Source organism: Streptomyces sp. NPDC090108, assembly GCF_044747185.1.
GTDB lineage: Bacteria > Actinomycetota > Actinomycetes > Streptomycetales > Streptomycetaceae > Streptomyces.
In genome coordinates this window covers 599,950-626,293 of record NZ_JBIVDQ010000003.1, presented here as the reverse complement: position 1 = coordinate 626,293, position 26,344 = coordinate 599,950, and the positions used below count along the sequence as shown (strand labels likewise).

Below are 26,344 nucleotides of genomic sequence, written 5' to 3'. Positions count from 1 at the left end.
AGACACCCCCTAGTCCGTGCGCGCCGCTTCCAGCAGGGTGTCCCAGTCGGCCAGTTTGACCACGTTGCGCCCCAGCCGGGCGCCGAGTTCCGCCTCCGCGCGCTCGATCGACAGCCATCCCGGCCAGGTCACCGGCTCGATCCCCGCCGCCCGCAGTGCCGGGAGCGGGTCCTCGGGGATCTCCCGGGAGGCGAGCGCGGGCGCGTCCGCGAGCAGTGAGTTCACCGTCTCCTTGGCGCACGGCCGGTTGGTGCCGATGACGCCGGTCGGGCCGCGCTTGATCCACCCGGCGACGTACTCGCCGGGCGACGCCGCGCCGTCCCGCAGGACGCGCCCCTCCTCGTTCGGCACCGTGCCCGCGGACGGGTCGAACGGCAGCCCGTCCAGGGCCACTCCGCGATAGCCCACCGAGCGCAGCACCAACTGCGCGGGGATGTCCTCGTACCGGCCCGTGCCCGTCACCCCGCCGTGTCCGTCGGGAGCCGTCCGCTCGAAGCGCACGGCCCCCACCCGGCCGTTCCCGCCCGCGAGGATCTCCACCGGGCGCAGGAAGAACCGCAGGTCGATGTGGCGCTCCGCGTCGCCCCGCGGTGCGGACGCCCAGCCGCGCAGCACCTCCGCGTTGCGCCGCTGCGCCGCGGGGAGCGCGGAGAGGTCCGCGAACGCCGGGTCCAGCGCCAGGTCCGCCGGATCCACCCGGACTGCGGTGTCCGGGAGCCCGCCCAGCTCGCGCAGTTCCTTGGTGGTGAAGCGGGCTTGCGTGGGGCCGCGCCGGCCCACCATGTGCACATCGGTGACCCCGCTGGCCGCCAGCGTGTCCAGCGCCCCCTGCGGCATGTCCGTCGGGCGCAGTTCTCCGGCGCCCCGGACCAGCATCCGCGCGACGTCCACCGCCACGTTGCCCACGCCGATGACCACGGCGGACCGCACGTCGCGCAGGAAGCCCTCGTCGGCCGCGTCCGGGTGCGCGCTGTACCAGGACACGAACTCCGTCGCCGACCAGCTGCCCGGCAGATCCTCGCCCGGGATGCCGAGCCGGCGGTCGGTCGCGGCGCCCACGCAGTACACGACGGCGTGGTACATCTCCCGCAGCCGCTCCACCGGGAGCCCGTCCGGGCCGCCGACCTGGACGCCGCCGAGGAACCGCACCCGGTCGTGCTCCAGCACCGTCCGCAGATTGCCCTGCAGGGACTTGATCTTCTCGTGGTCCGGGGCGACGCCGTAGCGGACCAGACCGAAGGGGCACGGCAGCCGGTCCAGGACGTCGACATGCACCTCGGGATCCCGCTCGACCAGGCTCTGGGCGGTGTAGCACCCGCTCGGCCCGGAGCCGACGACGGCGACACGCAGCACGGCGGTACTCCTCACCCCGGAGGCATCAGGAGAGTGCCCTGACGGCTCCAGCATGGCACTGCCCCGCCCTGGGCGGCAGGGGCCGGCGGGGTGACGCGGACGCGTGTCCGTTCGTATGGAATGTGATCATGCGGTTACGTTGCGTATGTGTTTGAAGCATCTTTCCTTCATCTTTCCGATCGGCCTGTGGAAACCGGCGCGGTGTCCGTGTGGCCCGCCTGGGAGGTGACGGAACAGAGCGGCGCCACGTCCTGGTTCCAGGTGCGGCTGGCCTTCCCCGACGGCGCGTGTGTCGACGCGCTCGCCGTGGTCGCCGGGGGGCGCGTCTCCATCGAGGACGTCAGGGCGCGGCCCGCCCTCTCCCTCGCCGATCTGACGGTGCTCGCCGACTGGATCGAGGAGCCGCTGTTCGAGGCGTGCGGGGCGAAGATCGAGGAGGCCCAGGGGACGCGCGGGGCGCTTGAGGCACCCGAGGTGCATGGGGTGCATGGGGCCTGTGATCCGGACGCCCGGGGCGGGGCGGACGCGTGGGATGAGCCGCACGCGGGCGGAGCGGCGTCGGCCGGGCCGTACGTGTGGGACACCTACTGGGGTGCCGACGGTTACTTGGGCGCTCCGGATGCCGAGGGCGCGGAGAACTCCGAGCCCCCCGTAGGCGCTGAACGTGCCGACGGCGCCGAGTGCACCGGTGACACCGTGATCGCCGAGTACGCGGAGTGCGATGAGGGTGCGGTGGGCCCGGGGAGCGGCACGTCCGGCGGTGCGCGGCGGGCCCGGCCGGCGTGGCCGCGCGGCCTCGAAGGGTGCCGGCTCGCCTCCGAGGAGTATCGGGCGGCGCAGGAGCAGGGTTTCGATCCGGTGCTCGCCGTGATGTACGCGACCGGGCACAGCCGCCGGCGTTCCCTCAAGCTGATCGCCCAGGCGCGGGACGCCGGATTCCTGACGCCCCGGCATCTGCGCCGCTGACCGCCGGTGCCGACCGTGGCTAATCCGCGCGTTCGTGCGCGCGTTTCTCCGTGCGCTCGTCCGCCCGCTCCTCCGTGCGCTCGTCCGCCTGCTCCTCCGCGCGATCGTCCGCCCGTTCGTCCGCCCGCTCCTCCGTGGCGAAGAACCGTGACGGGTCCTGGGCCGGAGCCGTTCCGCAGGCGTCGCTCTCCGGCGGCATGCCGGACGTCCAGTCCAGTCCGTACCGCTCGAACAGCTCGGCCCGGAGCACCGGTACGGGCATCGGCACCCCCGGCACCAGCGCCGCGAACACCGCCCCCATCAGTACGGCGCGCAGCAGGGGGTAGTCGGCCGTCACGTTCTCGGAGCCGTACCGGGCCACGGTGTCGCCGAGCAGCTCCGACAGCCGGCGCTGCTCCGGGCACTGGACGAACCCCTCCGCCTGGAGCAGTCCCGCCATGTGCTGGCGCATGAGCACCGGCCGGTCCCGCGCGAGGCCCAGGATCGCGTCGATGGCCCGGGCCAGCCGCTCCCGTCCGTCCTCGGTACGAGGCTCGCGCTCCAGCGCCTCCTCCAGCGTGCGATGCATCAGGCGGTGCACGGCGGACTGCACCAACTGGCGCTTGCCGGGGAAGTAGTACGACACCAGTCCTCGCGCCGAACCCGCGCGATCCGCGATGGCGCCCAGGGTGGTGGCCTCGAAGCCGCGCTCACCCACCACTTCGAGCGCCGCCTGAAGCAGTCGCTCCCGGGAACGCCGCCGCATCTCTTCGTTGACCGAGGCGCTGCGCGGGGACATTGTGAAACTCCTGCGTTGACTGGCTATCAGCCAACTATACTCATGGCATGGGGCACCGCTGCGAGCGGGGCCTGTTCAAGGCTGCCGTCCGTCTGGGGCGACGCGGGGGATCGTCTCAGACGGACGGCTCTGCTGTGCGTGTTTCGCCGGTGTCGCGCAACACGGTCCGGAAACAGTGGAGTTGGCGCCCGTGTGCGTTCACCGGCTCGCGCACGTCGGGCGGTTCGGGTGGGGGCCCTACACGAGTTCCAGCACCGGCAGCAGCGCGTCCGGCCGTTGCGCCACCGGCAGGGCGTCCACGAAGTGCACCCGGCAGCCCAGCGCGGCCGCGCCGGCGTCCGCCCGCCTGTCGTCACCGACCATCACCACGCGCCGCGGATCGGTGTCCAACTGCGCGCAGGCGACGGCGAAGAGACGCGGATCCGGCTTCTGCACCCCGTGCTCGTACGACAACGCGTACGTGTCCACGTAGGCGTCGAGTCCGTGCTCGCGGAACACGGGACGCAGGTCCCAGCCGATGTTGCTGACCACGCCGACGGCGATCCCGCGGTCCCGCAACGTTCCCAGCGCCTCGGCGGCGTCCGGGTACGGGGTCCACGCGGCGGGGGACATGTGCCGTTCGTACAGGGCGTCGTACAGGCCCGGTTCGGGCAGCGGGACGAGGCGGGACAGGCCGGTGAAGGCGGCCCGGTGCAGTTCGGCGCTCTCGTCCCGCACCGCCCAGACCTCGGCGAGAGCGTCCGGTATCCTCCGCGGGCCGGCCCCGCCCGGCAGGGCTCCGACATCCTCCAAGGCCCTTACGGTCTCATCGAGTTCGGCGTCCGGGAGATGTACGTCCCTCTCCGCGAGCGCGGCGCGCAGCCACGACTCGGCGGACTCGGCGCGGAACAGGGTGCCTGAGAAGTCGAACAGCACAGCGCTCATGCGGCGGGACTCTACTCCGGCCGCCGTGAGGGGCGGTGGCCGCCGTCGACGCGCGGCCACTCGTACACCGCCACGGCGGCCGTCACCATCAACGCCCCCAGCAGCCAACCGCCGAGCACGTCCGAGGGCCAGTGGACACCGAGCCACACCCGGGTCAGACCCACACCGGCCACCGTGACGACCGACGCCGCTACGGCCGCACCCCACAGGGCCGTGCTCGCCGTGCGCCGACGGAGCAGCCACAGCAGCAGGCCGCAGACCACCATGGCCGTCATGGCGTGACCGGAGGGGAAGGCCGCGTAGCGCGCGCTGTCCACCGGGTCGGGCCACACCGGGCGCGGCCGCCCGACCGCGGCCTTCATCACCTGCTGCACGCCCGCCGCCAGGGCGCAGGTGAGCACCAGCCACAGCGCCGGCCACCAGGCCCCGCGCCGCAGGATCAGCCACAGCGCGGCTCCCGCCGCCAGCAGGCGCATCGTCAGCGGATCCCACACCCAGTCCGTCAGGACACGGAAGACGTGGGTGACCCCGCTGTCGCGGACCGCCCAGCGGTGTGTCGTACGGGAGACGGCGCTGTCCAGGGCGAGCAGGGGATGCCAGTGCGTGGCGACCAGCGCCACCAGGAGGGCGGAACAGACGGCGAGCACGGCTGTCGCCCGGGCCGCGGCGCGATGAGCCGGCGTACGGGGTCCGGGGCGTCCGGGGCCGGACGGTCGGTGGGGCATAGGGCGATCCTGCTGCACACGGTGGCCGCTGCCGGTCCGTGCGCCGCGAGCCCGGCGTGTCACATCGTCAGGAGCATCGCCACCGTACCGATCCCCATCGACACCCGGCACGCCCGCGCCAGTTCGGGACGGTCGCCCCAGCGCAGCGGCCCGGAGCCGCCCGCCGCACCGGCGGTCGGCACCAGCCGGGCCCCGGACAGCAGGACGTAGCCGGTGAAGTAGAGCAGCAGCACACCGGTCACGGCCGGTACGCCGGCGCCGATGTGCGCGTGGGCGTGGGCATGAGAGGCGGGCGACGTGGCCATGACGAGGGCCATGTAGACCATCGCGGCCGTCCCCATCAGATGGTGCAGATGGTGGGCGTCGCGCCGGGCCGCCCACAGCGTGCGCAGCGCCGCGGCGCCGAACACGGCCGCGTACAGCGGCCACGTCCAGTGCGGCGGCGCGAACACCGTCGCCGGTACGGCCATCGCGGCCATGCCGAACCCCATGAGAGCCTCGCCGCCGGCCGCGCGACGCTGCTCCTCGACCCCGCTGCGCATCCGCAGCAGACAGTAGGAGCCGGCAGCCGCGCACAGCGCGACCAGCAGCCAGGCCGGCGACACCGGTCCGTGCACGCGCACCACCCCCCGCTCGACGGTCGGTCGAGAGTTGCGATGCCCACGCCATGCGGAGCGCAAGCAAGCGCAAGGGTGTACACGGGGAGCATGCGGAGGAGCGCGGGCGGTGAGCGGGGCCGATGCGCCGGAGCCCAGGGTTAAGTTTTACGAGTAAAACACCTGCTAAGTTCATCCTATGAGCAGTGCCATCCACCGTCGGCTTCCTCTCGCCGGGGCGCTCCGCCTCGGGCCGCCCTCCGCGATCTGGTTCAAGCCCGCGCTCAGCGTGGTCGCCGCCACCGCGCCGCCCGATCTCCTCCTGCTGGCGCTCGGCCGCCTCGACCTCGCCCTCTACACGACGGCGGGCTCCCTGTGCGCGCTGTACGCCCACAGCCGGCCCTACGCCGCCCGTGCCCGCACCCTGGCGCTGGTGGTCCTCGGCATGACCGGCGGACTCGCCGCGGCGCTGCTCGCCGCGTCACTGACCAGTGACACCGTGGTACTCGTCACCGTCGGCGCCCTCCTGGCGGCGGCGCAGAAGGCGGTGTGCGACGCGACCCGGATCGGGCCGCCCGGCAACGTGGTGCTCGCCTTCGTCAGCTCCGCCTCGCTCTTCGCACCCCAGACCGTCGGCCAGGTCCCCGGGCACGTCGGCCTCGCACTGGCGGCCGGCGCCTGGGCATGGCTGGTCGGAATGGCCCCCGTCCTGGTACGCCCCTACGGCCCCGAGCGCCGCGCCGTCGCGCAGGCCCTCGACGCCACCGCCGCGTACGCCGTCGCGCACGGCGCCGGTGAGCACCAAGTCCGCGCCCGCACCGCCGCGACGGCCGCCGTGTGCGCCGCCCGGCAGGCCCTGCCCGGCGCCCCGACCCGAACGGACACCGTCCGACGCGCCCTCGAACGACTCCTCGTCCGAGCCGAGGTCGCGCTCGCGGCCCCCGCCGAGGCCGATTCGGAGCGACTGCGGGCCTGGGCGGGCGAGGCGCGTGGGGCCGGTCGTGCGGGGTTGGTCGACACCGGCACGGGTACCGGCGCCGCTGCCAACGCCAACGTTGCTGCCGCTGCCGCTGCCGCTGCCAACGCTGGCACTGGCACTGGCGCCGGCCTGGTGACCGCTACCGGCGCGGACGTGGTGGCTGGCATCGGCGCGGAGACGGTGGCCGGTGTCGGCCCCGTCGCCGCACGGCACCGCCCGCGCGTGCGCGAGCGCTTCGCCGCCGTCATCCCCGTCGCCACGCGTACCGTGCTCGGCTGCGCCCTCGCCGGGTACGCCGCTCTGGCCCTCGGTGTCGGCCGCCCCTACTGGGCCCTCGTCACCGCGGCCTCCCTCTACCAGGCCAACGTGACCCTCATCTGGAGCCGGGCGGTGCAACGGGTCGTCGGCAACCTCCTCGGCGTTCTCGTCTTCGCCGCCGTCGCGCCGCTCGCCCACCTCCACCCGGCCGCCCTCGTGCTGTGCTGCCTCGCGTTCAGCTTCGGGGCCGAGGCGCTGATCGCCCGCAACTACTGGCTCGGCAGTGTCTGCGTCACGCCGATGGCGCTGCTGATCACCGAGTTCGGCCACGCGCAGGATCCCGGGCGGCTGATCGGCGAGCGGGTCGCGGACACCGTGCTCGGCGCGCTGGTCGGCTTCGTCGCGGCCGTCGCGGTCACCAACCGGCGGGCCGGAGCCCGCGTCGGACCCGCCCTCGCCGCGGCCGAACGCGCCCAAACGCACGCCGCACACCTGATGGCGGGCGCGCGGACCGGGTCCGGTTCCCTGGAGGCCGCCCGCCGCGCCCTCACCGTCGCCCTGGCCGACCTGCGCGCCACGGCCGACACCGCGTCGGGGGAGTGGTGGCAGCGCCCGCTGTCCCGGGAGCGGGTCGCTCTCGTCGAACAGCGCGGACACCGTACGCTCGCGGCGACGGTACGAAGCCGGGGGACCGCGCCGCCGGCCCAGGGGGTGTCTCCCCCAGGGGGCGTCCCTCCCTGGGACACCCGCACCACGACGGAGAGCGCACAGGCATGACGGAGGACGCACAGGCATGACGGCGACGAACGGGAGGCCCGAGGCCAGGGAAGCCGGGGAAGCCGGGGAGGCCAGGGAAGCCGGGGAAGCCGGCGGGAACGGAGAGCCCGGGGAGGCCACGGAGCAGCGGATCCCGGCGGCGGCGCACGCCGACGCGGCGGACACCCGGACCGTTGCGGGGGGCGGGGCGGAACAAGGAGCCCCCACGGGGCAGTCGTCCTCGCCGGGCGACACCGTCGCCGCCGTGGTCAGGCAGTGGCAGGCCGTGCACCCCTGGCTGAACACCGGCCCGATGGAGGTCATCGGCCGCATCAACCGCTGCGCGGCCCTCCTCCAGCAGGCCGAGGACGCGCCGCTGCGCCGGGCCGGCCTCAGCCGCCCGGAGTTCGACCTGCTCGGGGCACTGCGCCGGACCGGCCACGAACTGACCCCCGGCGAACTGGCCAGGGAGACCTTCTCCTCCGGAGCCGCCGTCACCAAGCGGCTCAAGAGCCTCACCGGACGCGCCCTGGTCGAACGGCGCGGCGACACCCGGGACCGCCGCGTCGCCCACCTCCGCCTGACCGACGCCGGACGCGACCTCGTCGACCGCATCCTGCCCGAGCAACTCGCCTACGAGACGGCCGTACTCGCCACCCTCGCCCCCGGCGAACAGGGCGAACTGGCCGCACTGCTCGGCGATCTGCTCGGCACCCTGGAGGGCCGCATGAGCGCACTGCGCTCCTGAGGACTCTCCCGCCGGTCGGCCGGCCGCCTCAGCGGAACTCGTGGACCACCTGGATCTCGCCGACGATGTGGGCGTTGAAGTCGTCCAGTTCCTCGGCCGGAACCCAGAGTTCGAGGATCGTCCGCCCGCCGGCCTGCTGAACGGGATACCGGCTCAGGAACTCCGACTCGACCTCGAAGCGCGTGACGAACCCGGCGCCGTCGTGCTTCACGTTCCAGTCCCGCGCGATCCTGACCGCGTAGTCCTCGTTCAGGACCGGGTAGAAGATCGGCTGCTCGGGCAACCGGGGCGGCCAGGCACGCCAGTCGAGCTCCCGGACCAGGTCCAGCTCCGTGGGGCCGGTGGGGCGCCACAGGGTCGTCGTCGCTCGCCGGCTGGTCATCCGCATCACTCTCTGGACGTGGCCCGCGGTCACGGCGGGTCGGGAGACCGGACGATACCGGCACCGCCGACCCGACAGCCACGCGGTTTCCCCACCCCGGCCGGCTTCCGTGACCAGCGGTCACCGGACAGGCCTCAGGGCAGGACACCCCCTGGGGGAGACGTCCCCTAGGGTGCCGGGGTGATCGTGATGCCGGAGGAGTTCGTACGGAGCACTGTCGGCCGCGAGGGGGAGGCCGGGGCGGTGTGGCTCGCCGCGCTGCCCGGGATCGTGGAGGAGCTGCTGGCGCGCTGGGGGTGCGTGCCGGACGGCGACATCATGCACGGGGGTGTCGGCGTCATCGTCCCGGTACGGCGGCGGGCCGAGGAGAGCGCCGTGCTGAAGGTGTCGTTCCCGCATCCCGGCAACGTCCACGAGCCCGACGCCTTCGCCGCCTGGGGCGGCCGCGGCGCTGTCCTGCTGCGGGAGCGGGACGACGAGCGGTTCGCGATGCTGCTGGAGCGGGTCCGGTCCTCGACCCTGGCGGAGGTCGAGGACGGCGACGAGGTGGTGACGGTCGCCGGGCGGCTTAACCGCCGCCTCGCCGTTCCCGCACCGCCCGGCCTGCCCCGGCTGTGCGAACAGGCCGATGACTGGGAGCGGCAGTTGCGCGGGGACGCCGCGGAACTGCCGCACGCGTTGCCGCGTCAGGTGCTGGACGCCGCCGTGGGGACCGTCCGGGAGCTGGGCCGGGGCCAGCCGGACACCATCGTCCACGGCGACCTGCACGCCCGGAACATCCTGCGCGCCGACCGGGAGCCGTGGCTGGCCGTCGATCCCAAGGGGTACGTGGGAGACCCCGCATACGACGGGGGAACCCTGCTGAAGTCCCGCGCGCTGACGCTCCTGGAGACGAACGACCTGCGCAGGGCTGTTCACCGCGTGCTGGACGTCTTCGCGGAGGCCGCGGAACTCGACCGCGGACGCGTCCGGCGGTGGGCTCAGTTCCATGCCGTCCGGGCCGCGTTCTGGGGTCGTCGTCACGGTTTCCGTATCGCGCGCGGTGGACCGCGGCTCGACCGGCTCACCGGGTTCGCCGACAGCCTCGCGGAGCTGCTCACCGAACACCCGTAGGCCGTTTCGGCGGGTGGACGACCGGGCCGGCGGGTGGCCGGACGGACGGGGTGGTGGGAGCCCGGGTGCGGCCCGGGGTGCGGCGGCCGGCCGGCCGGGGGTGGAGTTCCCCGGCCGGCCGGCCGTGTGTCGCGTCGGGCGGGTCAGCGGCCGGCGGCCGGGTTCTGTTCCCGCAGGGTCCGCTCCAGCGCGGCCAGGCCGTCCGCGTAGATGCCGTGGAACAGGGCCACGGCCTCCTCGTCGCTGGTGCCGGCCGGGGTGAAGGAGCCGGACCACTCGATCCGCGCGGAGCCCGGCTCGGGGAGCTCGTGCACGGTCAGGGTGGAGAGGTAGCCGGTGACCGGGAAGGGCGCCCGCAGGATGGCGTACGTGTAGCTGCGCGCCTCCTCGTCGAAGGCCTGGAGGCGTTCGACGATCACGTCGCCCTCCTCGTTCTTCAGGCTGCGGACGCGGCCGCCCTCGCTCAGTTCGCTGGCCGGGATGTAGGGAAGCCAGTCCGGCAGGGAGCCGAAGCCGCCGATGAGCTGCCAGACGTGGTCGGGGGAGAAGGGGACGTCGATGGACGTGGTGGTGCCGGCCATGGTGCTGCGGGCCTTTCTCGTGCGAAGGGGACTGTCGGGACGGGTCACTCGGTGGGGAGGGGCGCGTCGGCGGAGATCAGGTTCTCCTCGCGCAGCGCGCTCCAGAAGGCGGCCGGGACGGTCTCGTGCAGAGCGGCGACGTCCTCGGCGATACGGCTGGGCCGGGTGGCGCCGGGTACGACCGCGGCGGTCGCCGGGTGGGCCAGGGCGAACTGCAGGGCCGCCGCCTTGATGCTGATGCCGTGCAGGGCGGCGAGGGCCTTGATCCGCTCGACCTTCTCGATGATGGCCTGCGGGGCCTCCTGGTACTCGAAGTGCCGGCCGCCGGCGAGGACACCGGAGCTGTAGGGGCCGCCGACGACCATGTCGACGTCCTGCGCGACGGCGGCCGGGAGCAGGCGCTCCAGGGCGCGGTCGTGGTCGAGCAGGGTGTAGCGGCCCGCGAGGAGGAAGGCGTCCGGCTTGGGCTCGTCCAGGTCGAGGGTGAGCTCGATCGGCTCGACGCGGTTCACGCCGAGACCCCAGCCCTTGATGACACCCTCGTCCCGCAGGCGCTGCAGGACCCGGAAGGCGCCGGTGCGGGCCGTCTCGTAACGGGCCAGCCACTCGTCGCCGTGGAAGTCCTGGGCGATGTCGTGCACCCACACGATGTCCAGCCGGTCCGTGCGCAGCCGCTGGAGGCTGTCCTCGATGGAGCGGAGCGTGGCGTCGGCGGTGTAGTCGTCGACCATCTTGTTGGAACGGCCGTGCTCGAACAGGCCGCCCTTCTCGCCGAGCTCGCGCGCGGCCGGGTCCTCCAGCTCGTCGAAGATCACACGGCCGACCTTGGTGCTCAGCACGTACTCGTCGCGCGGGCGGCCGGCGAGGGCCTCGCCGAGGCGCAGCTCGGACAGGCCGGCGCCGTAGAACGGGGCGGTGTCGAAGTAGCGGATCCCCTGGTCCCAGGCGGCCTCGACGGTGGCCGCGGCCTCCTCCTCGGGGATGGCGCGGAACATGTTGCCCAGCGGGGCGGTGCCGAATCCGAGGGGGCCGGGGAGGAGGGACTTGATACCCATGGAACTGATCCTTCTCTGCATGGCTTTCCGCAGTGTTCGTCACGTTCTGCGACTTCTGCGGTTCTTGCTCTGCCGAGGTTAGGATCGGATATTGAGACTGTCCAAGACTTGCTTGGACACACTTGAGTCCCGAGAGGTCTTACATGCTTGACCTGCGACAACTTCGCTATTTCGTGGTCGTCGCCGAGGAGGAACACGTCGGCCGCGCCGCCGACCGGCTGCACATCTCGCAGTCCCCGCTCAGCCGGCAGATCGCCCAGCTGGAGAAGAACCTCGGCCTCACCCTGTTCGAGCGGAGCCAGCAGCGTATCCGGCTCACCGCCGACGGCCGCGTCTTCCTCTCCGAGGCCAAGGCCCTGCTGCGGCACGCCGACCGGCTGGAGAACCTGGGCCGGCGGCTCGGCCGCGGCGAGGAGGGCGGCCTGTGCATCGGGTACGTCGGCGACGCCATGCACGCCGGCGTCCTGCCCCGCTCCCTGCGCGCCCTGCACGGCGAGCGCCCGGGCATCCACGTGGCCCTCTACAACCTCCCCGCCGCGCAGCAGTTCGAGGGGCTGCGGCAGCGCAGCCTGGACATCGGCTTCGTCGCCGAACCGCCGGCCGAGGACGACCCCGACCTGAGGTCCGCACTGCTCCTGGAGGACCCCCTCCTGCTCGCCCTTCCGGCCGGGCACCCGCTGGCGGACCGCGAGGAGATCCTGCCCCCCGATCTCGACGGCCTGCCGTGGATCGCGGTCGAGAACAGCCAGAACCCGGCATGGCGCGACGACTTCATCGCCGCCTGCGCCGCCTCGGGTTTCACCCCCGACATCCGGATGGAGGCCACCGAACCCCTCACCGCGCTCGGCCTGGTGGCCTCGGGGCTCGGTCTGGCGCTCATCCAGAAGAGCATGCTGCACGGCACCGCCCAGGGAGTGGCCGTGCGTGAACTCCCCTGGTTCAAGAGCTCCGTGCGGCTGTGGGCGGCCTGGCATCACATCGATCTGCGCCCGGTGGTGGCCGCCTTCCGGGAGAACGTCCTGGCGGCGTCGGGCGACTGACGGCCCATCAGGCGGATCGGTCCGCGGCCCGCGGCCGGTCAGATGCCGGGGCGGTACCGCAGTGGATGGTCCTCCGGGACCTCCACCAGGACGACGGGGACGCCGTCCGGGTCGGCGATCCACAGCTCGACCAGACCCCACGGCTCCTTCACCGGCGGCCGTACGATCGCCACGCCCCTGGCCAGCAGTTCCTCGTGCGCCGCCGCCGCGTCCTCGACCTGCAGCCACAGCCGTACCGCGGGCGGCGGCGCGGAGTCGGGAAGGGGTTCGGAGCGGCCGGAGAGCTCCAGGAAGCCGCCGCCGAGGAAGTAGACGGTTCCGCGCTCCGGGCCCGTGCCGAACTCCCGGTACACGGCGAGGCCCAGCTGTTCGCCGTAGAAGGCGCGGGAGCGGTCGGGGTCGACGGGGCGGAGCAGGGTCCGGCTGCCGAGAACATGCACCATGCGACCGGAGCCTACGGCCTGTCCGGCGGATCGGGGGGCAGGCGGGCGGCGGCGCCGGTCCCGCGTCACCGCCCTGCCGGGACGGCGCGTCCGGCGGCACGGTTACCCTCGATCCTGGCTCAGCCGCGCCCGAGATCGGAGACCGACCGCATGGACAGCACCACCACCCCACTGGCGTTCCGCGACGCCGTCGACACCGACGTGGACGCACTCGTCGCGCTCGTGGAGTCGGCGTACCGGGGAGATGCCAGCCGGGCCGGGTGGACCACCGAGGCGGACATCCTGGAAGGGCAGCGGACCGACCCCGAGGGCGTGCTCCAGGTGATCAAGTCGCCCGGCAGCAGGCTGCTGACCGTCGAGCAGGACGGCCGGATCGTCGCCTGCTGCCAGCTGGAGCACCGGGGGGACCACGCCTACTTCGGCATGTTCGCGGTCAGCCCCGCCCTCCAGGGGGCCGGTGTCGGCAAGGCCGTCATGGCCGAGGCGGAGCGCCGGGCCCGGGAGGAGTGGGCCGTCAGCGAGATGCACATGACGGTGATCTCGGTCCGCGACGACCTGATCGCCTGGTACGAGCGGCGCGGCTACCGCCGTACGGGCACCATGACGCCGTTCCCCTACGGTGACGAGCGCTTCGGCATCCCGCAGCGCGACGACCTCCAGTTCGAGCTGCTGGTCAAGCCGCTGGTGTGACGGTCGCGCGCGGCGTGACGTTCATGCGGGGGACCGGCACCGGATCGCCAGGATGAACACGCCACGCCGTCAGGGGCGCGGGTACCGCTCCGGCCGCCGGGCCCCCGGCCCTGCCGCGGCCGGTCGGTGACCGGGGCGCGCGCTCCCGGGGTCAGGCCGTGAAACGGCCCGTGCGTTTGATCTCCGGGTAGTCCGTGGTCGCGCCGTCGAGCTGGAGGGCGCGTACGAGCCTCAGGTGGTCCTGTGTGTTGACCACCCAGCCGATGATCTTCAGATCGGCCGCGCGGGCGTGCTCGACGACCTCCAGGGTCAGCCTGCGGACGTTGAGACAGAGGGTCTCGGCGCCCGCCTCGGTGGCGCGCTCGACCACATCGGTGCCGTAGCGGCTCGCGATCAGCGCGGTGCGCACGCCCGGGACCAGGCGGGCGATCTCGGCGATCGCCTCGTCGTGGAACGAGGAGACCTCGACCCGCGAGGTCAGGTCCCTGCGGTGCATGACCTCGGCCAGCGCACGGGCCGCCGCCACGTCCTTGATCTCCGCCTGCAGCGGCGACCTCACCGTGTCGAGGACCTCCTCGAACACCGGCACCCGCTCCCCGCGGCCCGCGTCCAGCGTGCGCAGCTCCGCGAGGGTCTTCTCGGCGATCGGCCCGGTGCCGTCGGTCGTGCGGTCCACCTCCGCGTCGTGCATGACGACGAGGGCGCCGTCCTTGCTCAGGTGCAGGTCGAGTTCGATCAGGTCGAGGCCGGCTGTCTGCGCGGCCATGAAGGAACGAAGGGTGTTCTCGGGCTCGACACCCATGACCCCGCGGTGACCGATGGTAAGGAAGTTCAAGGTTCAACTCGCTTCCGTCGAGGCGGCGGTGGTGTCCTCGCGTACGGCCGGAGCCGAGCGCCAGGAGCCCGCGGAAGCGACGGGACGTCGTCGTCCGCGCGGCAGGGTCGCAGCCTAATGGGCTGGTTCCGCGATGAACCCGCGTCTGCGCGGGGGATCCGTCCGCGAGGCGCGCCGCGTCTGGCTCATACCCGCCCCCGTTGTCACTCCGACGCGGGCGTGTCGCAGCGGGGTTGACCGGACCGCGGCGAGACGCCGGACCGTGCCGTACGAAGGCCGTCCGGGTACGGCGCAGCGCTCGCGGCAGCGCCGAGTGACGGAGCATTGCAGCGAGTGACGCCGGGCGGCATCGCGGCGGACTGTGAAAGTGAGCGCCGTCACGGTTTGCCACAGGAAAAACATCCGTGACCATGCGGCCGGACAGAATAATTTCCCGAGGGGGCTCTTGCTGGGTGAATCCGGGTATGCATACGGTGTCCATACGCGAGGTTCTCCCGTGGAGGATGGGACATGACGGAAATTCTTGTGCAGGCAGGTACGGGAGAGCAGGTTTCTCCGCAGCCCCGGGTGGTGGACCACTCCGCCTGGCCTGTGCTCAAGGATGCGGTGGAGCAGATTCGGCCATGGCAGTCGAAGGACGGGTCGATCGACTTCGAGGCCGAGGGCGCCCCCGAGCGCTCCGAGGCCGAGGCCGCCGTACGCCGTGTCACGGAGTCGGTCGGGCACCTCTCCCCGCTCCTTCCGCACGACGCCGCCTACCACGAGGCCCTCGTCGCCGACCTGCGCCGCTGGGCCGAGGGCGGTTTCCAGGTGCCGGACTTCCTCGACTCGCTGCTGGCCTTCCAGCCGGCCGCGAGCCGTGCCGACGGTCTGCAGCACCTGGTCGTCTTCCCGATGTACACGCAGAACGGCAACCCGGACCGCAACCTGGAGGCCGTGGTGCTGCGCATGGTCTGGCCCGAGTGGCTGGCCGAGCTGGAGCGCACCCGGTACGACAACCCGCTGTTCTGCGGCATCACGTTCGAGGACTTCACCTCCGGTTACGACACCAACTCCGCCGTCCTCTTCCCCGAGACGATCGCCGTACGCGAGGCGCCGGAACGTTTCTCCTGGGGCGGCATCTTCTGCGACCGCGAGGCCGCGCGCTTCCGCCGGGTCACCGACGCGGCCGTCGGCCTGCTGGGCCTGGAGCTGCCCGAGGACATCGCCGCGATGGTCCACGACCAGAAGCGCTGCGAAGAGGCCTTCGTGCTGTGGGACATGGTCCACGACCGCACCCACAGCCACGGCGACCTGCCGTTCGACCCGTTCATGATCAAGCAGCGCCAGCCGTTCTGGATGTACGGCCTGGAGGAGCTGCGCTGCGACCTCACCGCCTTCAAGGAGGCCGTGAAGCTCCAGGCGGACGGTGTCCCGCAGGCCCGTGACGTGCAGTACGCGGTGCTCTTCGACCGCATGTTCCGCTTCCCGGTCACCGGCGACCGCGTCCGCAACTACGACGGCGTCGGCGGCCAGCTGCTCTTCGCCTACCTGCACAAGCACGACGTTCTCCGCTGGACCGACAACAGGCTCTCCATCGACTGGGAGCGCGCCCCGCAGGTCACCAACCAGCTCTGCGCCGAGATCGAGAAGCTGTACCGGGACGGCATCGACCGGCCCAAGCTCGTGCACTGGTTCGCCGGCTACGAGCTGGTCGCGACCTACCTCGCCCCGCACCCCGGCTCCAAGTGGGCCAAGGGTCCGGACGCCCTGGACCTGACCCAGCCGCCCCGCAAGCTCGTCGACGACGTGCTCGCGGACGAGTTTCCGCTGAGCATGTTCTACGAGGCCCTGTCCAAGAAGCTGAAGCACGTGATCGCCTCCACCAAGGGCATCACGGCGGACCGCGCCGAGCAGGTCGCCGCGTGAGCGACCGTCTCCACCACACCACCGCTGAAGAGAACCAAGAGGGGAAGTCCATGGCGAACGGAGCCAACGGGGCGAACGGGCCGCTCAGCGGCGCGGTGATCGCGGTGGCCGGGGCGGGCGGCCCCGCGGGGCACGCGGCCCTGCGCAGGCTCGCCGAGGCGGGCGCCGTCGTCGTCGGCGCGGACAACGACGCCACCCGCCTCGCGGAGGCCGTGGACGCCGCCCGCTACGCGAACGGCGGCGCGACCGTCGTCGGCGAGACGGTGGACCTGCTCGACCTCGACTCCACCCGTGCCTGGGCCGACCGCATCGAGAAGGAGTTCGGCCGCGTCGACGGTCTCGTGCACCTGGTCGGCGGCTGGCGGGGGAGCAGCTCCTTCGGCGAGACCGACCTCGCCGACTGGGACCTGCTGGAGAAGCTGCTGGTCCGCACGGTCCAGAACACCTCGCTCGCCTTCTACGACGGCCTCCGGCGCAGCGCCGACGGCCGCTACCTGCTGATCAGCGCCGCCGGCGCGTCCAAGCCCACCGCGGGCAACGCCGCGTACTCCGCGGCCAAGGCCGCCGCCGAGGCCTGGACGCTCGCCATGGCCGACGGCTTCCGCAAGGCGGGGGTCGCCGCCGAGGAGGGTGACGGACCCCGGGCCGCTGCTGCCATCCTGGTGGTGAAGGCACTGGTGCACGACGCGATGCGCGCCGAACGCCCCAACGCGAAGTTCGCGGGCTTCACGGACGTCAAGGACCTCGCCGAGGCCGTCGTAGGCGTCTGGGACCGGCCCGCCTCCGAAGTGAACGGAAACCGTCTGTGGCTGACCGAGAAGCCGTGAACCCCACCATGACCGACGCCCGTCGTCATCACGACCCGCAGGTCCGTGGCTTCGCCAGTGACAACTACGCCGGGGCGCACCCCGAGGTGATGGCCGCCCTGGCCCTCGCCAACGGCGGCCACCAGGTCTCCTACGGCGAGGACGACTACACCGAGAACCTCCAGGGGATCGTCCGGCGCCACTTCGGCCCCACCGCGGAGGCCTTCCCGGTCTTCAACGGCACCGGCGCGAACGTCGTCGCCCTCCAGGCGGTCACCGACCGCTGGGGCGCGGTGATCTGCGCCGAGAGCGCGCACATCAACGTCGACGAGGGCGGCGCCCCCGAGCGCATGGGCGGCCTCAAGCTGCTCAGCGTGCCCACGCCCGACGGCAAGCTCACGCCGGAGCTGATCGACCGGCAGGCCTGGGGCTTCGACGACGAGCACCGCGCCATGCCGCAGGTCGTGTCGATCACCCAGTCCACCGAGCTGGGCACGCTGTACACGCCGGAGGAGATCCGTGCGATCTGCGAGCACGCCCACGCGCACGGCATGAGGGTGCACCTGGACGGCTCCCGGATATCCAACGCCGCCGCCTCCCTGGGCGTCCCCATGGGGGCCTTCACCACCGAGGCCGGCGTCGACATCCTCTCCCTGGGCGGCACGAAGAACGGCGCCCTGTTCGGCGAGGCGGTCGTCGTCCTGAACCAGGACGCGGTGCGGCAGATGAAGCACCTGCGCAAGCTGTCGATGCAGCTCGCGTCCAAGATGCGCTTCGTGTCGGTGCAGCTGGAGGCGCTGCTCGCCGGGGACCTGTGGCTGCGCAACGCCGGCCACGCCAACGCGATGGCCCAGCGACTCGCCGAGGGCGTCCGCGCGGTGGACGGCGTGGAGATCCTCCACCCCGTGCAGGCCAACGGCGTCTTCGCCCGGCTCCCGCACGACGTGAGCGAGCGGCTCCAGAAGCGGTTCCGCTTCTACTTCTGGGACGAGAACGCCGGCGTCGTGCGCTGGATGTGCTCCTTCGACACCACGGAGGACGACGTCGACGCCTTCGTGACAGCCCTCAAGGAGGAGATGGCGCGCTAGCGCCGTCCCGCACAGCGGACCGCCCCGCACCATCGCAGGAGCGATGGTGCGGGGCGGTCCGCGTGTGATGTGGGCGTTCCCGTCGTACCGGCCGGACGGTGCGAACCGGTGCGAGCGGTGCCCCGTACGCCGGCGGCGAGGGCGGCGCGCCTCAGCCCGTGAGCTGCGCCAGCGCGGTGAGGGCGAGAGCCGCCGCACCCGCGAGGAGCAGGCTCCCGACGACCAGTTGTACGGCCCCCTGGAACCGCCTGACGGTCGCGAGCGACTCCGGATCCGGCCGTCCGGCGGGGATCCCCACCTCGTCCCGGACGGCGTCGAGGCGTCCGGCGCGCCGCCTGCCGCGCCCGCTCCACAGAGCGACACCGCCGAGCAGGGCCAGGACGGCGGCGTACAGGAACTCCCGGCCGGGCGACTCCGCGCCGGCGAGCGTCAGGAACATCGGTGACATCTCTTCGCTCCCCCCGGAGCGGGCCGCGCTGCTCGTCCGGGCGGGACGGGCGCTCCACTCCACGACGGAACGATCTCACGCCGCCGGGACCGCGCCCGGTGAGAGGTGCCGGGCGGGCCCGAGTTCCCTCCAGCGGGAAGGGGGCGGTGGGACGGTCACGGTCAGGCGTGACGCGGCACCGCCGGGCGCCGGAGTCCGCGCCGTACATCTGACCGCGGAGGCCGCGCTGTACATCTGACCGCGGAGTCCCGCGCGGTACCCCTCACCGCGACGGCGTCCGTGCGGAACACCGGGGCTCCGGCGTCAGTGGGCCTCGGCCGTCTTCAGCTGTTCCAGGGTCGGCGCGGTGCCGCCCAGGTGGGCCGGGAGCCACCAGGAGTCCTCGGCGCCCTTGGGGCGGGCGGGGTAGGCCCGCTGAGCGGCGTCGAGCAGTTCCTGCACGCCCTCGCGCAGGCGGCGCGTGATCGCCCCGGCGTACTGGTCGCGCGGGGCCTCGACGGCCTCGCCGACGCGGATGGTGATCGGGGTGTGGCTGCGCTTGAAGTTGCGCGGCTGGCCCTTGGTCCACAGCCGCTGCGTGCCCCACACCGCCATCGGGATCAGCGGGACACCCGCCTCCTGGGCGAGGCGTGCCGCACCGGACTTGAAGCTCTTCAGGGTGAAGGACTGCGAGATCGTGGCCTCGGGGAAGACACCGACGATCTCACCGGAGCGCAGCGAGTCGAGCGCGTGCGCGTAGGCGGTCTCGCCCTGCCGGCGGTCCACCGGGATGTGCTTCATGCCGCGCATCAGCGGTCCCGAGACCTTGTGGCGGAACACGGCCTCCTTCGCCATGAACCGCACCAGCCGCTTCTGCGGAAGGGCCGCCAGGCCGTTGAAGATGAAGTCCATGTAGCTGATGTGATTGCTCACCAGCACGGCGCCGCCCGAGCGCGGGATGTTCTCCGAGCCCTTGCAGTCGATCTTGAGGTCCCACACCTTGAACAAGGTCTTGGCGAATCCGACGACGGGACGGTAGACCAGCTCTGCCATGGGCGGGGTGGACCCTTTCTGCTCTGCTCGGGAAAGGGGGGCTCCCGGCGGTAAGTTACGCAGCCGTAGGTTTACGGCGTCTCGCAGATCGTGCCCCAAGAACGCACGGGGAGCCAGTCCTGGCGCCGCGCGGCGGCGAGATCCTCGTCACGTCGGCCTACATCCCACCTTTGATCTTTAAGTGGGCTTTACTCCGTGCTTAACGGGAGCCTCTTCGGAAGCAGGAACAACTCCTGTTTCGGGCGGTCATCGACGGCCGTGCGGGAGGAAACCGGCAGAAGGCGGACAGTCCCCGGGGCGGGAATCTTTACGGCCCCGCAGGCGCTGGTGGGAGTGACGACCGGCGGGCGCCGTACCCGGTGCCGGCCGCGACGGCGGGCATGGACGCCCCGCCGTCACACACCGCGGGAACGGGAGGGCGCGTGTGCGCGAGCGGGACGAGGGCGAACGGCTCGGAGCGGCCGAACTCGGCGGTGTTCTCGGGGAGCGGGCCACGCTCGTGCAGTTCTCCAGCGCCTTCTGCGCGCCCTGCCGGGCCACGAGACGCGTCCTCGGCGAGGTCGCCGCGATGGTCCCCGGCGTCAGCCACGTCGAGGTCGACGCCGAGGCCCGCCTGGACCTCGTACGCGCCCTGGGCGTCCTCAAGACGCCCACCGTGCTGGTGCTCGACGCGGACGGCCGTGTGGTGCGCCGCGCCGCCGGGCAGCCGCGCAAGGCGGACGTCATCGCCGCCCTGGGGGAGGCCGTGTGAGGGTGCCCGGCCGCGGGGTGAGGCATCTCCCGGATCCCGGAACGAACTTGACTGCACCCGCCACCTATCGTCAGCCTGACCGTATGCCGAACGACCTCCTTCTCTTCGGCCGGGCGCACGTCGACCTGGCCCGCACCGCGAGCGCGGGCTGTCCGGGCTGTTGAGCAGCCACGCGTCCGCTCGCCCGCCCCAGCAGAAGGACACCTCGATGACGGCCACGCCCGACCTCGGCACCTTCCAGCTCGCCTCGCCCGACCTGCTGCGCTCCACCTTCCGCCGGCACGCCGCCGGCGTCGCGGTGATCACCGCGCGTGGGGAGTCCGGTCCGGTCGGCTTCACCGCCACCTCCCTCACCTCGGTCTCCGCCGAACCGCCGCTGATCTCCTTCGGGATCGGCACCGGCGCCTCCAGCTGGCCCGCGATCGCGGAGGCCGGTCACGTCGGCGTGCACCTGCTCGGCGAGCACCAGGGCGACCTGGCCGCCACCTTCGCCCGCAGCGGCGCCGACCGCTTCGGCGCGCCCACCGCGTGGCGCGAGGGCCCGGAGGGCGTCCCCGTCCTGGACGGCGTGCTCGCGTGGCTGGTCTGCCGGATCGTCGCCCGGGTGCCCGCGGGGGACCACCGCATAGTGCTCGCCGAGGTCGCCCTCGGCGATCCCACCGGCGCCGGCCGTCCGCTCCTCTACCACCAGGGCCGGTTCAACGCCCTGCGTGATTGATCACGCCCCCCGCCGTCCGCGCGGCCGTCGGACTCCGGTTACGCTGCGTTGCGAAGGTCACAGTTCAAAGCGCTTGCTCAGCAGGCCGGAACTGGGTGTACTGACGAGTAATATTTCGGTCGGAGCGCGCCGACGCCCCGACCGGGATCGGCCGCTTGAGGCGCCTATGCTGCCTTCAAGAGGCAGCCCGGAAAAGACGATGCAGTAGGAGAGCCGGCGTGAGCTTGAGGATCGTTGTCACTGTGAAGTACGTGCCCGACGCCACTGGCGACCGGCACTTCGCCGATGACCTGACCGTCGACCGCGACGACGTGGACGGTCTGCTCTCCGAGCTGGACGAGTACGCGGTCGAGCAGGCCCTCCAGATCTCGGAGAACGCCGACGACGCCGAGGTCACCGTGCTGACCATCGGCCCCGAGGACGCCAAGGACGCCCTGCGCAAGGCGCTGTCCATGGGTGCCGACAAGGCCATCCACGTCGAGGACGACGACCTGCACGGCACCGACGCCATCGGCACCTCCCTGGTGCTGGCCAAGGCGATCGAGAAGGCCGGCTTCGACATCGTCATCTCCGGCATGGCGTCCACCGACGGCACCATGGGTGTCGTCCCGGCGCTGGTCGCCGAGCGTCTGGGTGTCCCGCAGGTGACCCTGCTCTCCGAGGTCTCGGTCGAGGACGGCACGGTCAAGGGCCGCCGCGACGGCGACGCCGCCAGCGAGCAGCTGGAGGCCTCCCTCCCGGCCGTCGTCTCCGTCACCGACCAGTCGGGCGAGGCGCGTTACCCGTCCTTCAAGGGCATCATGGCGGCGAAGAAGAAGCCGGTGCAGTCCTGGGACCTCTCCGACCTGGACATCGACGCCGAAGAGGTCGGTCTCGACGGTGCCTGGACCAAGGTCGAGGCCGTGACCGAGCGTCCGGCCCGCACCGCCGGCACCATCGTCAAGGACGAGGGCGAGGGCGGCAAGCAGCTCGCCGAGTTCCTCGCGAGCCAGAAGTTCATCTAAGGGCTCGCCCCCTGACCGCCCCTCAACTTCGTTACGCAGGAGAGCAATCCCATGGCTGAAGTCCTCGTCTACGTCGACCACGTGGACGGTGCCGTCCGCAAGCCCACCCTCGAGCTGCTGACCCTGGCCCGCCGCATCGGCGAGCCCGTCGCCGTCGCCCTCGGCAACGGCGCCGCCGACACCGCCGCCGTCCTCGCCGAGCACGGCGCGGTGAAGGTCCTCACCCACGACGCGTCCGAGTACGCCGACTACCTGGTCGTGCCGAAGGTCGACGCCCTCAAGGCCGCCTACGACGCCGTCTCCCCGGCCGCCGTGCTGGTCCCGTCCTCCGCCGAGGGCAAGGAGATCGCCGCCCGCCTCGCGCTGCGCATCGGCGCCGGCATCGTCACCGACGCGATCGACCTCGAGGCCGGCGACGAGGGCCCGGTGGCCACCCAGTCGGTGTTCGCCGCGTCCTTCACCACCAAGTCCCGTGTCATCAAGGGCACCCCGGTCATCACGGTCAAGCCGAACTCGGCCGCCGTCGAGGCCGCCCCGGCCGCCGGCGCCGTCGAGGCCCTCGCCGTGTCCTTCTCGGACCAGGCGACCGGTACCAAGGTCACCGCCCGCACGCCGCGCGAGTCCACGGGCCGTCCGGAGCTGACCGAGGCCGCGATCGTGGTCTCCGGTGGCCGTGGTGTCAACGGCGCCGAGAACTTCTCGATCATCGAGGCGCTCGCCGACTCCCTCGGTGCCGCTGTCGGCGCCTCGCGCGCCGCGGTGGACGCCGGCTGGTACCCGCACACCAACCAGGTCGGCCAGACCGGCAAGTCGGTCTCGCCGCAGCTCTACATCGCCAACGGCATCTCCGGCGCGATCCAGCACCGCGCCGGTATGCAGACCTCGAAGACGATCGTCGCCGTCAACAAGGACGCCGAGGCCCCGATCTTCGAGCTGGTCGACTACGGCGTCGTCGGCGACCTCTTCGACGTGGTCCCGCAGCTGACCGAGGAGATCAAGGTCCGCAAGGGCTGATCCTCTCCCCGGAACCGAGGCCCCCACGACCGCCCGAGCGGCCGCGGGGGCCTCGGCCTTCTCCCGGAGGCGCGGGGGAGTGTTGACCGGTACGAAACACCGCGGATAGGTTCGTCAACGGATTGTTGATTCCGTACCGCGGGACCTCGGAGGGTGTGGGATGGATCAGCGGGACAAGGCATCGACGAGCCTCCCCGGCGCGGTGTCCGAGGAGATCGGCGCGCTGCTCGCCCCCGTCGACGCCGACCTGGAGCGCCGCTACCCCGGCGACCCCGGCACCCGGCAGCCCGTCCACACCGTGTACGTGCCCGGCGACGCCTTCGACGCCGGCACCGTACGGTCCTGGGGCGACCGGGCGCTTGCCGCCCTGGACGAACACGCCCCGGACGCCGCCTCGTTCGCGGCCGTCCTCGGTTTCTCCGGCGCTCTCGCCGAACCGGTGTACTCGCGCGTCCGCGCCAAGCTGGAGCACGAGCCCGTGGAAGACCTGCGCGTCGACTTCGAGGACGGCTACGGCATCCGCCGCGACGCCGAGGAGGACGAGGCGGCCGCCCGCGCCGCCAGGCTGATCGCCGAGGCGCACCGCACCGGAACGGCGCCCCCGTACACGGGCATCCGCACGAAGTGCCTGGAGGCCGCGGTGCGCGAGCGGGGCATCCGCACCCTCGACGTCTTCCTCACCGGACTGCTCGACCACGGCGGCCTCCCCGAGGGCCTGGTGCTCACGCTGCCCAAGGTGACGTACGCCGAACAGGTCACCGCGTTCGTGCGCCTCCTGGAGGCCTTCGAGAAGGCGCGCGGGCTGCCCGACGGCCGGCTCCGCTTCGAGATCCAGATCGAGACCGGCCAGGCGGTCCTCGCGGCCGACGGCACCGCGACCGTCGCCCGGATGATCCAGGCCGCCGAGGGCCGCGCCACCGGACTGCACTACGGCACCTTCGACTACAGCGCCGCCCTCGGTGTCTCCGCCGCCCACCAGTCGAGCGACCATCCCGCCGCCGACCACGCCAAGGCCGTGATGCAGGTGGCCGCGGCGGGCACCGGAGTACGTGTCTCGGACGGCTCCACCAACGTCCTGCCCGTCGGCACCGCCGACCGGGTGCACGAGGCCTGGCGCCTGCACTACGGCCTCACCCGGCGCGCCCTGGCCCGTGCCTACTACCAGGGCTGGGACATGCACCCCGGCCACCTGCCGACCCGTTACGCCGCCGTCTTCGCCTTCTACCGCGAGGGCTTCGAGCAGGCCGCCGACCGGCTCGCCCGCTACGTGAACCGCACCGGCGGCGACGTGATGGACGAGCCCGCCACCGCCAAGGCCCTCAGCGGCTACCTGCTCCGCGGCCTGGACTGCGGTGCCCTCGACCCCGCCGAGGTCGCACCCCTCACCGGCCTGACCCGGCCCGAACTGGAGACACTCGCGGCCCCGGGCCGGCACCGGAGGGACACCCCGTAGGGGGCGTCGCCCGGCGCTCGCTCCGCCTGGATCCCCGCGCGGCGCTCCCCGCGGCCGCGGGCGTCAGGTGACGTACCGCTCCAGTCCGGACTCCGTCACCCAGCCCAGCTCCCTGAACAGCCGCGTACCCCGTGCGCACAACTCCGCGTCCACGCGGGCCCGGTCGGTGAACTCCCGCGGAGTGTCGCCGAACAGCTCCCTCAACTCGGCGTGCTCCAGCAGCTCTTCGAGAAGAGGCCACTGGCCCGGATGGTCGCGCGGCGCGCCCTCGGCGTTCCGCAGCACCCCATGGGCGTTGACGTACGCGTGCACCCCCGGGAGCAGACGGCCGTCGGTCAGGACGACCCGTACGTCCGCCGAAGGCAGCCACGCCCGGCGGAAGTTCCCGTCGGGCAGCGGGACGCCCTCGCTCGCGTCGACCACGGCCAGTTGCCAGGGCGTCAGCCAGAGGACGAACAGCTCGGCCGAGGAACCCGGGGACCGGACGGGCGACGCGGAGACATAACCCATGCGGCTGACGTGCGCGGACACGCCCACCGCCAGCCCGCTCACCCGGGTACGGACCATGGGCACGGAGCGGTCGTCCGCGAACCGGCCGATCTTGTCCCTGAGCTGGCCGGGGCAGGCGTTGGACCCGACGGCGAGGACCGGTACCCGGTCGTCGTGCACCAGCCGGTCCAGCGGCAGCATCCGGTCCCCGCACAGCAGCGCGGAGCCGGTGGGCCAGGCGCCCGGGTAGAGCAGCGGATGGTCACGGGGTGCCTCGGCCAGGCCGAGTTCCTCCAGGGTGCGGCCGGCCACGGGCGGCTCAGTCCGCGGGCGGCAGCTCGCCGGAGCCGCGGGTGATCAGCCGGGTCGGCAGCTCGATGCGCTCCGGTGCGACGGGCCCGCCGTCCAGCTGGCGGAAGAGACGCTCGGCGGCGGTACGGCCGAGCGCGGCCGCGTCCTGGGCCACGACCGTCACGCCCGGCTGGAGCAGGTCGGCCAGCTCGAAGTCGTCGAAACCGACGAGGGCGACGGGGCGGGTGCGTCCGGCGAGCACCCGGATCACGGTGACGGTCACCCGGTTGTTGCCCGCGAAGACCGCGGTGACGGGGTCCGGGCCCGACAGCATCTCCTCGGCCGCCCGCCGCACCCGCTCCGGATCGGTCACGCCGAGGGAGATCCACGTGTCGTCGACGGGTATCCCCGCGTCCTCCATCGCGGCCCGGTAGCCGCGCAGCCGCTCGGCCGCGGTGTGGATGCGGGGCATGTCGCCGATGAAACCGATCCGGCGGTGGCCCTGTGCGATCAGATGGGCGACACCGTCACGGGCGCCGCCGAAGTTGTCGGACAGCACCACGTCCGCGTCGATCCGGCCGGCCGGCCGGTCCACGAACACGGTCGCCACGCCCGCCCTGAGCTCCGGCTCCAGATACCGGTGGTCGTCCCCGGCCGGGATCACCACCAGACCGTCCACCCGCCGCGCGCAGAGGGCCAGCGCGAGTTCCTGCTCACGCTCCGGGTCCTCGGCGCTGGAACCGTTGATCAGCAGCGCGCCGTGGGCCCGGGCCACCTCCTCGACCGCGCGGCTCAGCGGGCCGTAGAAGGGGTCCGCGAGATCCTCCAGGATCAGGCCTATGCTCGCCGTCCTGCCCTTGCGCAGCACCCGCGCGCTGTCGTTGCGGCGGAAGCCGAGCGCGCCGATCGCCTCCTGCACCCGGCGCTCGGTGTCCGGGGTGACGCCCGGCTCACCGTTGACCACACGGGACACCGTCTTCAGACCGACCCCGGCGCGCGCGGCGACGTCCTTCATCGTGGGCCGGTTGCCGTAGCGGCTCCCGGTGATGCGGTCTGCGCGGCGGGTGGTGTCGGGCACGATGCGGCGTCCTGTCCTGTCGTCCGGGGTGTCCACGGTGGT

28 protein-coding genes are annotated in these 26,344 nt (G+C 72.6%); 14 read left to right on the top strand and 14 right to left on the bottom strand.

Features of this window, described 5'->3' with window-relative positions:
• Positions 1-9: 9 nt before the first annotated feature.
• Complete coding sequence (locus tag ACIPRD_RS12990; protein WP_401562641.1) at positions 10-1,353, bottom strand: FAD-dependent oxidoreductase; 1,344 nt, start codon at positions 1,351-1,353, stop codon at positions 10-12.
• Positions 1,354-1,500: 147 nt separating this feature from the next.
• Here ACIPRD_RS12990 and ACIPRD_RS12985 point away from each other — a divergent pair, with 147 nt between their 5' ends.
• Positions 1,501-2,319 carry a DUF6214 family protein gene (locus ACIPRD_RS12985; RefSeq protein WP_401562639.1) on the top strand — a complete coding sequence of 273 codons (819 nt, stop codon included), beginning with the start codon at positions 1,501-1,503 and terminating at the stop codon, positions 2,317-2,319.
• Positions 2,320-2,338: 19 nt separating this feature from the next.
• On the opposite strand, the gene ACIPRD_RS12980 is transcribed toward ACIPRD_RS12985, so the two are convergent.
• From ACIPRD_RS12980 to ACIPRD_RS12965, 4 genes are all read right to left on the bottom strand, one after another.
• The gene (locus tag ACIPRD_RS12980; protein WP_401562638.1) at positions 2,339-3,097 is read right to left on the bottom strand and encodes a TetR/AcrR family transcriptional regulator; all 759 of its coding nucleotides are present in this window, start codon (positions 3,095-3,097) and stop codon (positions 2,339-2,341) included.
• A 237-nt stretch (positions 3,098-3,334) separates the two neighbouring features.
• Complete coding sequence (locus ACIPRD_RS12975; RefSeq protein WP_401562636.1) at positions 3,335-4,021, bottom strand: HAD family hydrolase; 687 nt, start codon at positions 4,019-4,021, stop codon at positions 3,335-3,337.
• Positions 4,022-4,032: 11 nt separating this feature from the next.
• Positions 4,033-4,746, bottom strand: coding sequence for a phosphatase PAP2 family protein (locus tag ACIPRD_RS12970; protein WP_401562634.1), 714 nt, complete (start codon positions 4,744-4,746; stop codon positions 4,033-4,035).
• A 59-nt stretch (positions 4,747-4,805) separates the two neighbouring features.
• The gene (locus tag ACIPRD_RS12965; protein ID WP_356401597.1) at positions 4,806-5,363 is read right to left on the bottom strand and encodes a DUF5134 domain-containing protein; all 558 of its coding nucleotides are present in this window, start codon (positions 5,361-5,363) and stop codon (positions 4,806-4,808) included.
• A gap of 178 nt (positions 5,364-5,541) precedes the next feature.
• Here ACIPRD_RS12965 and ACIPRD_RS12960 point away from each other — a divergent pair, with 178 nt between their 5' ends.
• A complete protein-coding gene (locus tag ACIPRD_RS12960; RefSeq protein ID WP_401562632.1) occupies positions 5,542-7,356 on the top strand; it encodes an FUSC family protein in 1,815 nt (604 codons plus the stop codon).
• A 244-nt stretch (positions 7,357-7,600) separates the two neighbouring features.
• The gene (locus ACIPRD_RS12955; RefSeq protein ID WP_401563177.1) at positions 7,601-8,083 is read left to right on the top strand and encodes a MarR family winged helix-turn-helix transcriptional regulator; all 483 of its coding nucleotides are present in this window, start codon (positions 7,601-7,603) and stop codon (positions 8,081-8,083) included.
• Between the two features lie 28 nt (positions 8,084-8,111).
• On the opposite strand, the gene ACIPRD_RS12950 is transcribed toward ACIPRD_RS12955, so the two are convergent.
• Complete coding sequence (locus ACIPRD_RS12950; RefSeq protein WP_356401602.1) at positions 8,112-8,465, bottom strand: hypothetical protein; 354 nt, start codon at positions 8,463-8,465, stop codon at positions 8,112-8,114.
• Between the two features lie 180 nt (positions 8,466-8,645).
• Between ACIPRD_RS12950 and ACIPRD_RS12945 the strand changes: the two genes are divergently transcribed.
• Complete coding sequence (locus ACIPRD_RS12945; protein ID WP_401562630.1) at positions 8,646-9,578, top strand: aminoglycoside phosphotransferase family protein; 933 nt, start codon at positions 8,646-8,648, stop codon at positions 9,576-9,578.
• Positions 9,579-9,721: 143 nt separating this feature from the next.
• On the opposite strand, the gene ACIPRD_RS12940 is transcribed toward ACIPRD_RS12945, so the two are convergent.
• Both ACIPRD_RS12940 and ACIPRD_RS12935 read right to left on the bottom strand, forming a co-directional pair.
• A complete protein-coding gene (locus ACIPRD_RS12940; RefSeq protein WP_401562628.1) occupies positions 9,722-10,159 on the bottom strand; it encodes an SRPBCC family protein in 438 nt (145 codons plus the stop codon).
• A gap of 44 nt (positions 10,160-10,203) precedes the next feature.
• Positions 10,204-11,214 (bottom strand): aldo/keto reductase, encoded by a 1,011-nt coding sequence (locus tag ACIPRD_RS12935; protein ID WP_356401608.1) that lies wholly within the window; start codon positions 11,212-11,214, stop codon positions 10,204-10,206.
• Positions 11,215-11,357: 143 nt separating this feature from the next.
• Here ACIPRD_RS12935 and ACIPRD_RS12930 point away from each other — a divergent pair, with 143 nt between their 5' ends.
• Entirely contained in the window at positions 11,358-12,254 is an 897-nt protein-coding gene (locus ACIPRD_RS12930; RefSeq protein ID WP_356401610.1) for a LysR substrate-binding domain-containing protein, read from the top strand.
• A gap of 38 nt (positions 12,255-12,292) precedes the next feature.
• Here ACIPRD_RS12930 and ACIPRD_RS12925 read toward each other — a convergent pair whose 3' ends face one another.
• Positions 12,293-12,697, bottom strand: coding sequence for a VOC family protein (locus tag ACIPRD_RS12925; protein WP_356401612.1), 405 nt, complete (start codon positions 12,695-12,697; stop codon positions 12,293-12,295).
• Between the two features lie 150 nt (positions 12,698-12,847).
• On the opposite strand from ACIPRD_RS12925, the gene ACIPRD_RS12920 reads away from it, so the two are divergent.
• Positions 12,848-13,387 carry a GNAT family N-acetyltransferase gene (locus ACIPRD_RS12920; protein WP_356401614.1) on the top strand — a complete coding sequence of 180 codons (540 nt, stop codon included), beginning with the start codon at positions 12,848-12,850 and terminating at the stop codon, positions 13,385-13,387.
• Positions 13,388-13,538: 151 nt separating this feature from the next.
• Here the strand turns inward: ACIPRD_RS12920 and ACIPRD_RS12915 are convergent, their stop codons facing one another.
• A complete protein-coding gene (locus tag ACIPRD_RS12915; RefSeq protein WP_356401616.1) occupies positions 13,539-14,222 on the bottom strand; it encodes a glycerophosphodiester phosphodiesterase family protein in 684 nt (227 codons plus the stop codon).
• 510 nt (positions 14,223-14,732) lie between these two features.
• On the opposite strand from ACIPRD_RS12915, the gene ACIPRD_RS12910 reads away from it, so the two are divergent.
• From ACIPRD_RS12910 to ACIPRD_RS12900, 3 genes are read left to right on the top strand one after another with little or no spacing between them, the layout of a single operon-like run.
• Entirely contained in the window at positions 14,733-16,130 is a 1,398-nt protein-coding gene (locus ACIPRD_RS12910) for a DUF6421 family protein (protein ID WP_356401618.1), read from the top strand.
• 50 nt (positions 16,131-16,180) lie between these two features.
• Positions 16,181-16,957 carry an SDR family oxidoreductase gene (locus ACIPRD_RS12905; protein ID WP_356401839.1) on the top strand — a complete coding sequence of 259 codons (777 nt, stop codon included), beginning with the start codon at positions 16,181-16,183 and terminating at the stop codon, positions 16,955-16,957.
• Positions 16,954-18,024, top strand: a complete 1,071-nt coding sequence (locus ACIPRD_RS12900) for a low specificity L-threonine aldolase (RefSeq protein WP_356401841.1) — start codon at positions 16,954-16,956, stop codon at positions 18,022-18,024. The genes ACIPRD_RS12905 and ACIPRD_RS12900 overlap by 4 nt, the downstream gene beginning before the upstream one ends.
• A gap of 151 nt (positions 18,025-18,175) precedes the next feature.
• Here ACIPRD_RS12900 and ACIPRD_RS12895 read toward each other — a convergent pair whose 3' ends face one another.
• Positions 18,176-18,472 carry a hypothetical protein gene (locus ACIPRD_RS12895; protein WP_401562625.1) on the bottom strand — a complete coding sequence of 99 codons (297 nt, stop codon included), beginning with the start codon at positions 18,470-18,472 and terminating at the stop codon, positions 18,176-18,178.
• Between the two features lie 303 nt (positions 18,473-18,775).
• Positions 18,776-19,504: a lysophospholipid acyltransferase family protein gene (locus tag ACIPRD_RS12890; protein ID WP_356401622.1), complete on the bottom strand. Its 729-nt coding sequence runs from the start codon at positions 19,502-19,504 to the stop codon at positions 18,776-18,778.
• Between the two features lie 424 nt (positions 19,505-19,928).
• Between ACIPRD_RS12890 and ACIPRD_RS12885 the strand changes: the two genes are divergently transcribed.
• The 5 genes from ACIPRD_RS12885 (at position 19,929) to ACIPRD_RS12865 (ending at position 24,444) form a co-directional block, all read left to right on the top strand.
• Positions 19,929-20,255 carry a TlpA family protein disulfide reductase gene (locus ACIPRD_RS12885; RefSeq protein ID WP_401562623.1) on the top strand — a complete coding sequence of 109 codons (327 nt, stop codon included), beginning with the start codon at positions 19,929-19,931 and terminating at the stop codon, positions 20,253-20,255.
• A 208-nt stretch (positions 20,256-20,463) separates the two neighbouring features.
• Positions 20,464-20,973, top strand: coding sequence for a flavin reductase family protein (locus ACIPRD_RS12880; protein ID WP_356401626.1), 510 nt, complete (start codon positions 20,464-20,466; stop codon positions 20,971-20,973).
• A 218-nt stretch (positions 20,974-21,191) separates the two neighbouring features.
• The gene (locus ACIPRD_RS12875; protein ID WP_356401628.1) at positions 21,192-21,977 is read left to right on the top strand and encodes an electron transfer flavoprotein subunit beta/FixA family protein; all 786 of its coding nucleotides are present in this window, start codon (positions 21,192-21,194) and stop codon (positions 21,975-21,977) included.
• A 51-nt stretch (positions 21,978-22,028) separates the two neighbouring features.
• Positions 22,029-22,991: an electron transfer flavoprotein subunit alpha/FixB family protein gene (locus tag ACIPRD_RS12870; RefSeq protein WP_356401630.1), complete on the top strand. Its 963-nt coding sequence runs from the start codon at positions 22,029-22,031 to the stop codon at positions 22,989-22,991.
• A gap of 160 nt (positions 22,992-23,151) precedes the next feature.
• Positions 23,152-24,444 carry a DUF6986 family protein gene (locus ACIPRD_RS12865; RefSeq protein WP_401562620.1) on the top strand — a complete coding sequence of 431 codons (1,293 nt, stop codon included), beginning with the start codon at positions 23,152-23,154 and terminating at the stop codon, positions 24,442-24,444.
• Between the two features lie 63 nt (positions 24,445-24,507).
• Here the strand turns inward: ACIPRD_RS12865 and ACIPRD_RS12860 are convergent, their stop codons facing one another.
• Positions 24,508-25,245 carry a hypothetical protein gene (locus tag ACIPRD_RS12860; RefSeq protein WP_401562618.1) on the bottom strand — a complete coding sequence of 246 codons (738 nt, stop codon included), beginning with the start codon at positions 25,243-25,245 and terminating at the stop codon, positions 24,508-24,510.
• A gap of 7 nt (positions 25,246-25,252) precedes the next feature.
• Complete coding sequence (locus tag ACIPRD_RS12855; RefSeq protein ID WP_356401636.1) at positions 25,253-26,302, bottom strand: LacI family DNA-binding transcriptional regulator; 1,050 nt, start codon at positions 26,300-26,302, stop codon at positions 25,253-25,255.
• Positions 26,303-26,344 lie beyond the last annotated feature (42 nt).

Bases quoted from the DNA above. Each gene is read 5' to 3' on its own strand.
- ACIPRD_RS12950 (WP_356401602.1), bottom strand. From the start codon at position 8,465: ATGACCAGCCGGCGAGCGACGACGACCCTGTGGCGCCCCACCGGCCCC.
- ACIPRD_RS12935 (WP_356401608.1), bottom strand. From the start codon at position 11,214: ATGGGTATCAAGTCCCTCCTCCCCGGCCCCCTCGGATTCGGCACCGCC.
- ACIPRD_RS12870 (WP_356401630.1), top strand. From the start codon at position 22,029: ATGGCTGAAGTCCTCGTCTACGTCGACCACGTGGACGGTGCCGTCCGC.
- ACIPRD_RS12905 (WP_356401839.1), top strand. From the start codon at position 16,181: ATGGCGAACGGAGCCAACGGGGCGAACGGGCCGCTCAGCGGCGCGGTG.
- ACIPRD_RS12895 (WP_401562625.1), bottom strand. From the start codon at position 18,472: ATGTCACCGATGTTCCTGACGCTCGCCGGCGCGGAGTCGCCCGGCCGG.
- ACIPRD_RS12925 (WP_356401612.1), bottom strand. From the start codon at position 12,697: ATGGTGCATGTTCTCGGCAGCCGGACCCTGCTCCGCCCCGTCGACCCC.
- ACIPRD_RS12910 (WP_356401618.1), top strand. From the start codon at position 14,733: ATGACGGAAATTCTTGTGCAGGCAGGTACGGGAGAGCAGGTTTCTCCG.
- ACIPRD_RS12970 (WP_401562634.1), bottom strand. From the start codon at position 4,746: ATGCCCCACCGACCGTCCGGCCCCGGACGCCCCGGACCCCGTACGCCG.
- ACIPRD_RS12975 (WP_401562636.1), bottom strand. From the start codon at position 4,021: ATGAGCGCTGTGCTGTTCGACTTCTCAGGCACCCTGTTCCGCGCCGAG.
- ACIPRD_RS12980 (WP_401562638.1), bottom strand. From the start codon at position 3,097: ATGTCCCCGCGCAGCGCCTCGGTCAACGAAGAGATGCGGCGGCGTTCC.
- ACIPRD_RS12940 (WP_401562628.1), bottom strand. From the start codon at position 10,159: ATGGCCGGCACCACCACGTCCATCGACGTCCCCTTCTCCCCCGACCAC.
- ACIPRD_RS12960 (WP_401562632.1), top strand. From the start codon at position 5,542: ATGAGCAGTGCCATCCACCGTCGGCTTCCTCTCGCCGGGGCGCTCCGC.
- ACIPRD_RS12920 (WP_356401614.1), top strand. From the start codon at position 12,848: ATGGACAGCACCACCACCCCACTGGCGTTCCGCGACGCCGTCGACACC.
- ACIPRD_RS12890 (WP_356401622.1), bottom strand. From the start codon at position 19,504: ATGGCAGAGCTGGTCTACCGTCCCGTCGTCGGATTCGCCAAGACCTTG.
- ACIPRD_RS12880 (WP_356401626.1), top strand. From the start codon at position 20,464: ATGACGGCCACGCCCGACCTCGGCACCTTCCAGCTCGCCTCGCCCGAC.
- ACIPRD_RS12930 (WP_356401610.1), top strand. From the start codon at position 11,358: ATGCTTGACCTGCGACAACTTCGCTATTTCGTGGTCGTCGCCGAGGAG.
- ACIPRD_RS12865 (WP_401562620.1), top strand. From the start codon at position 23,152: ATGGATCAGCGGGACAAGGCATCGACGAGCCTCCCCGGCGCGGTGTCC.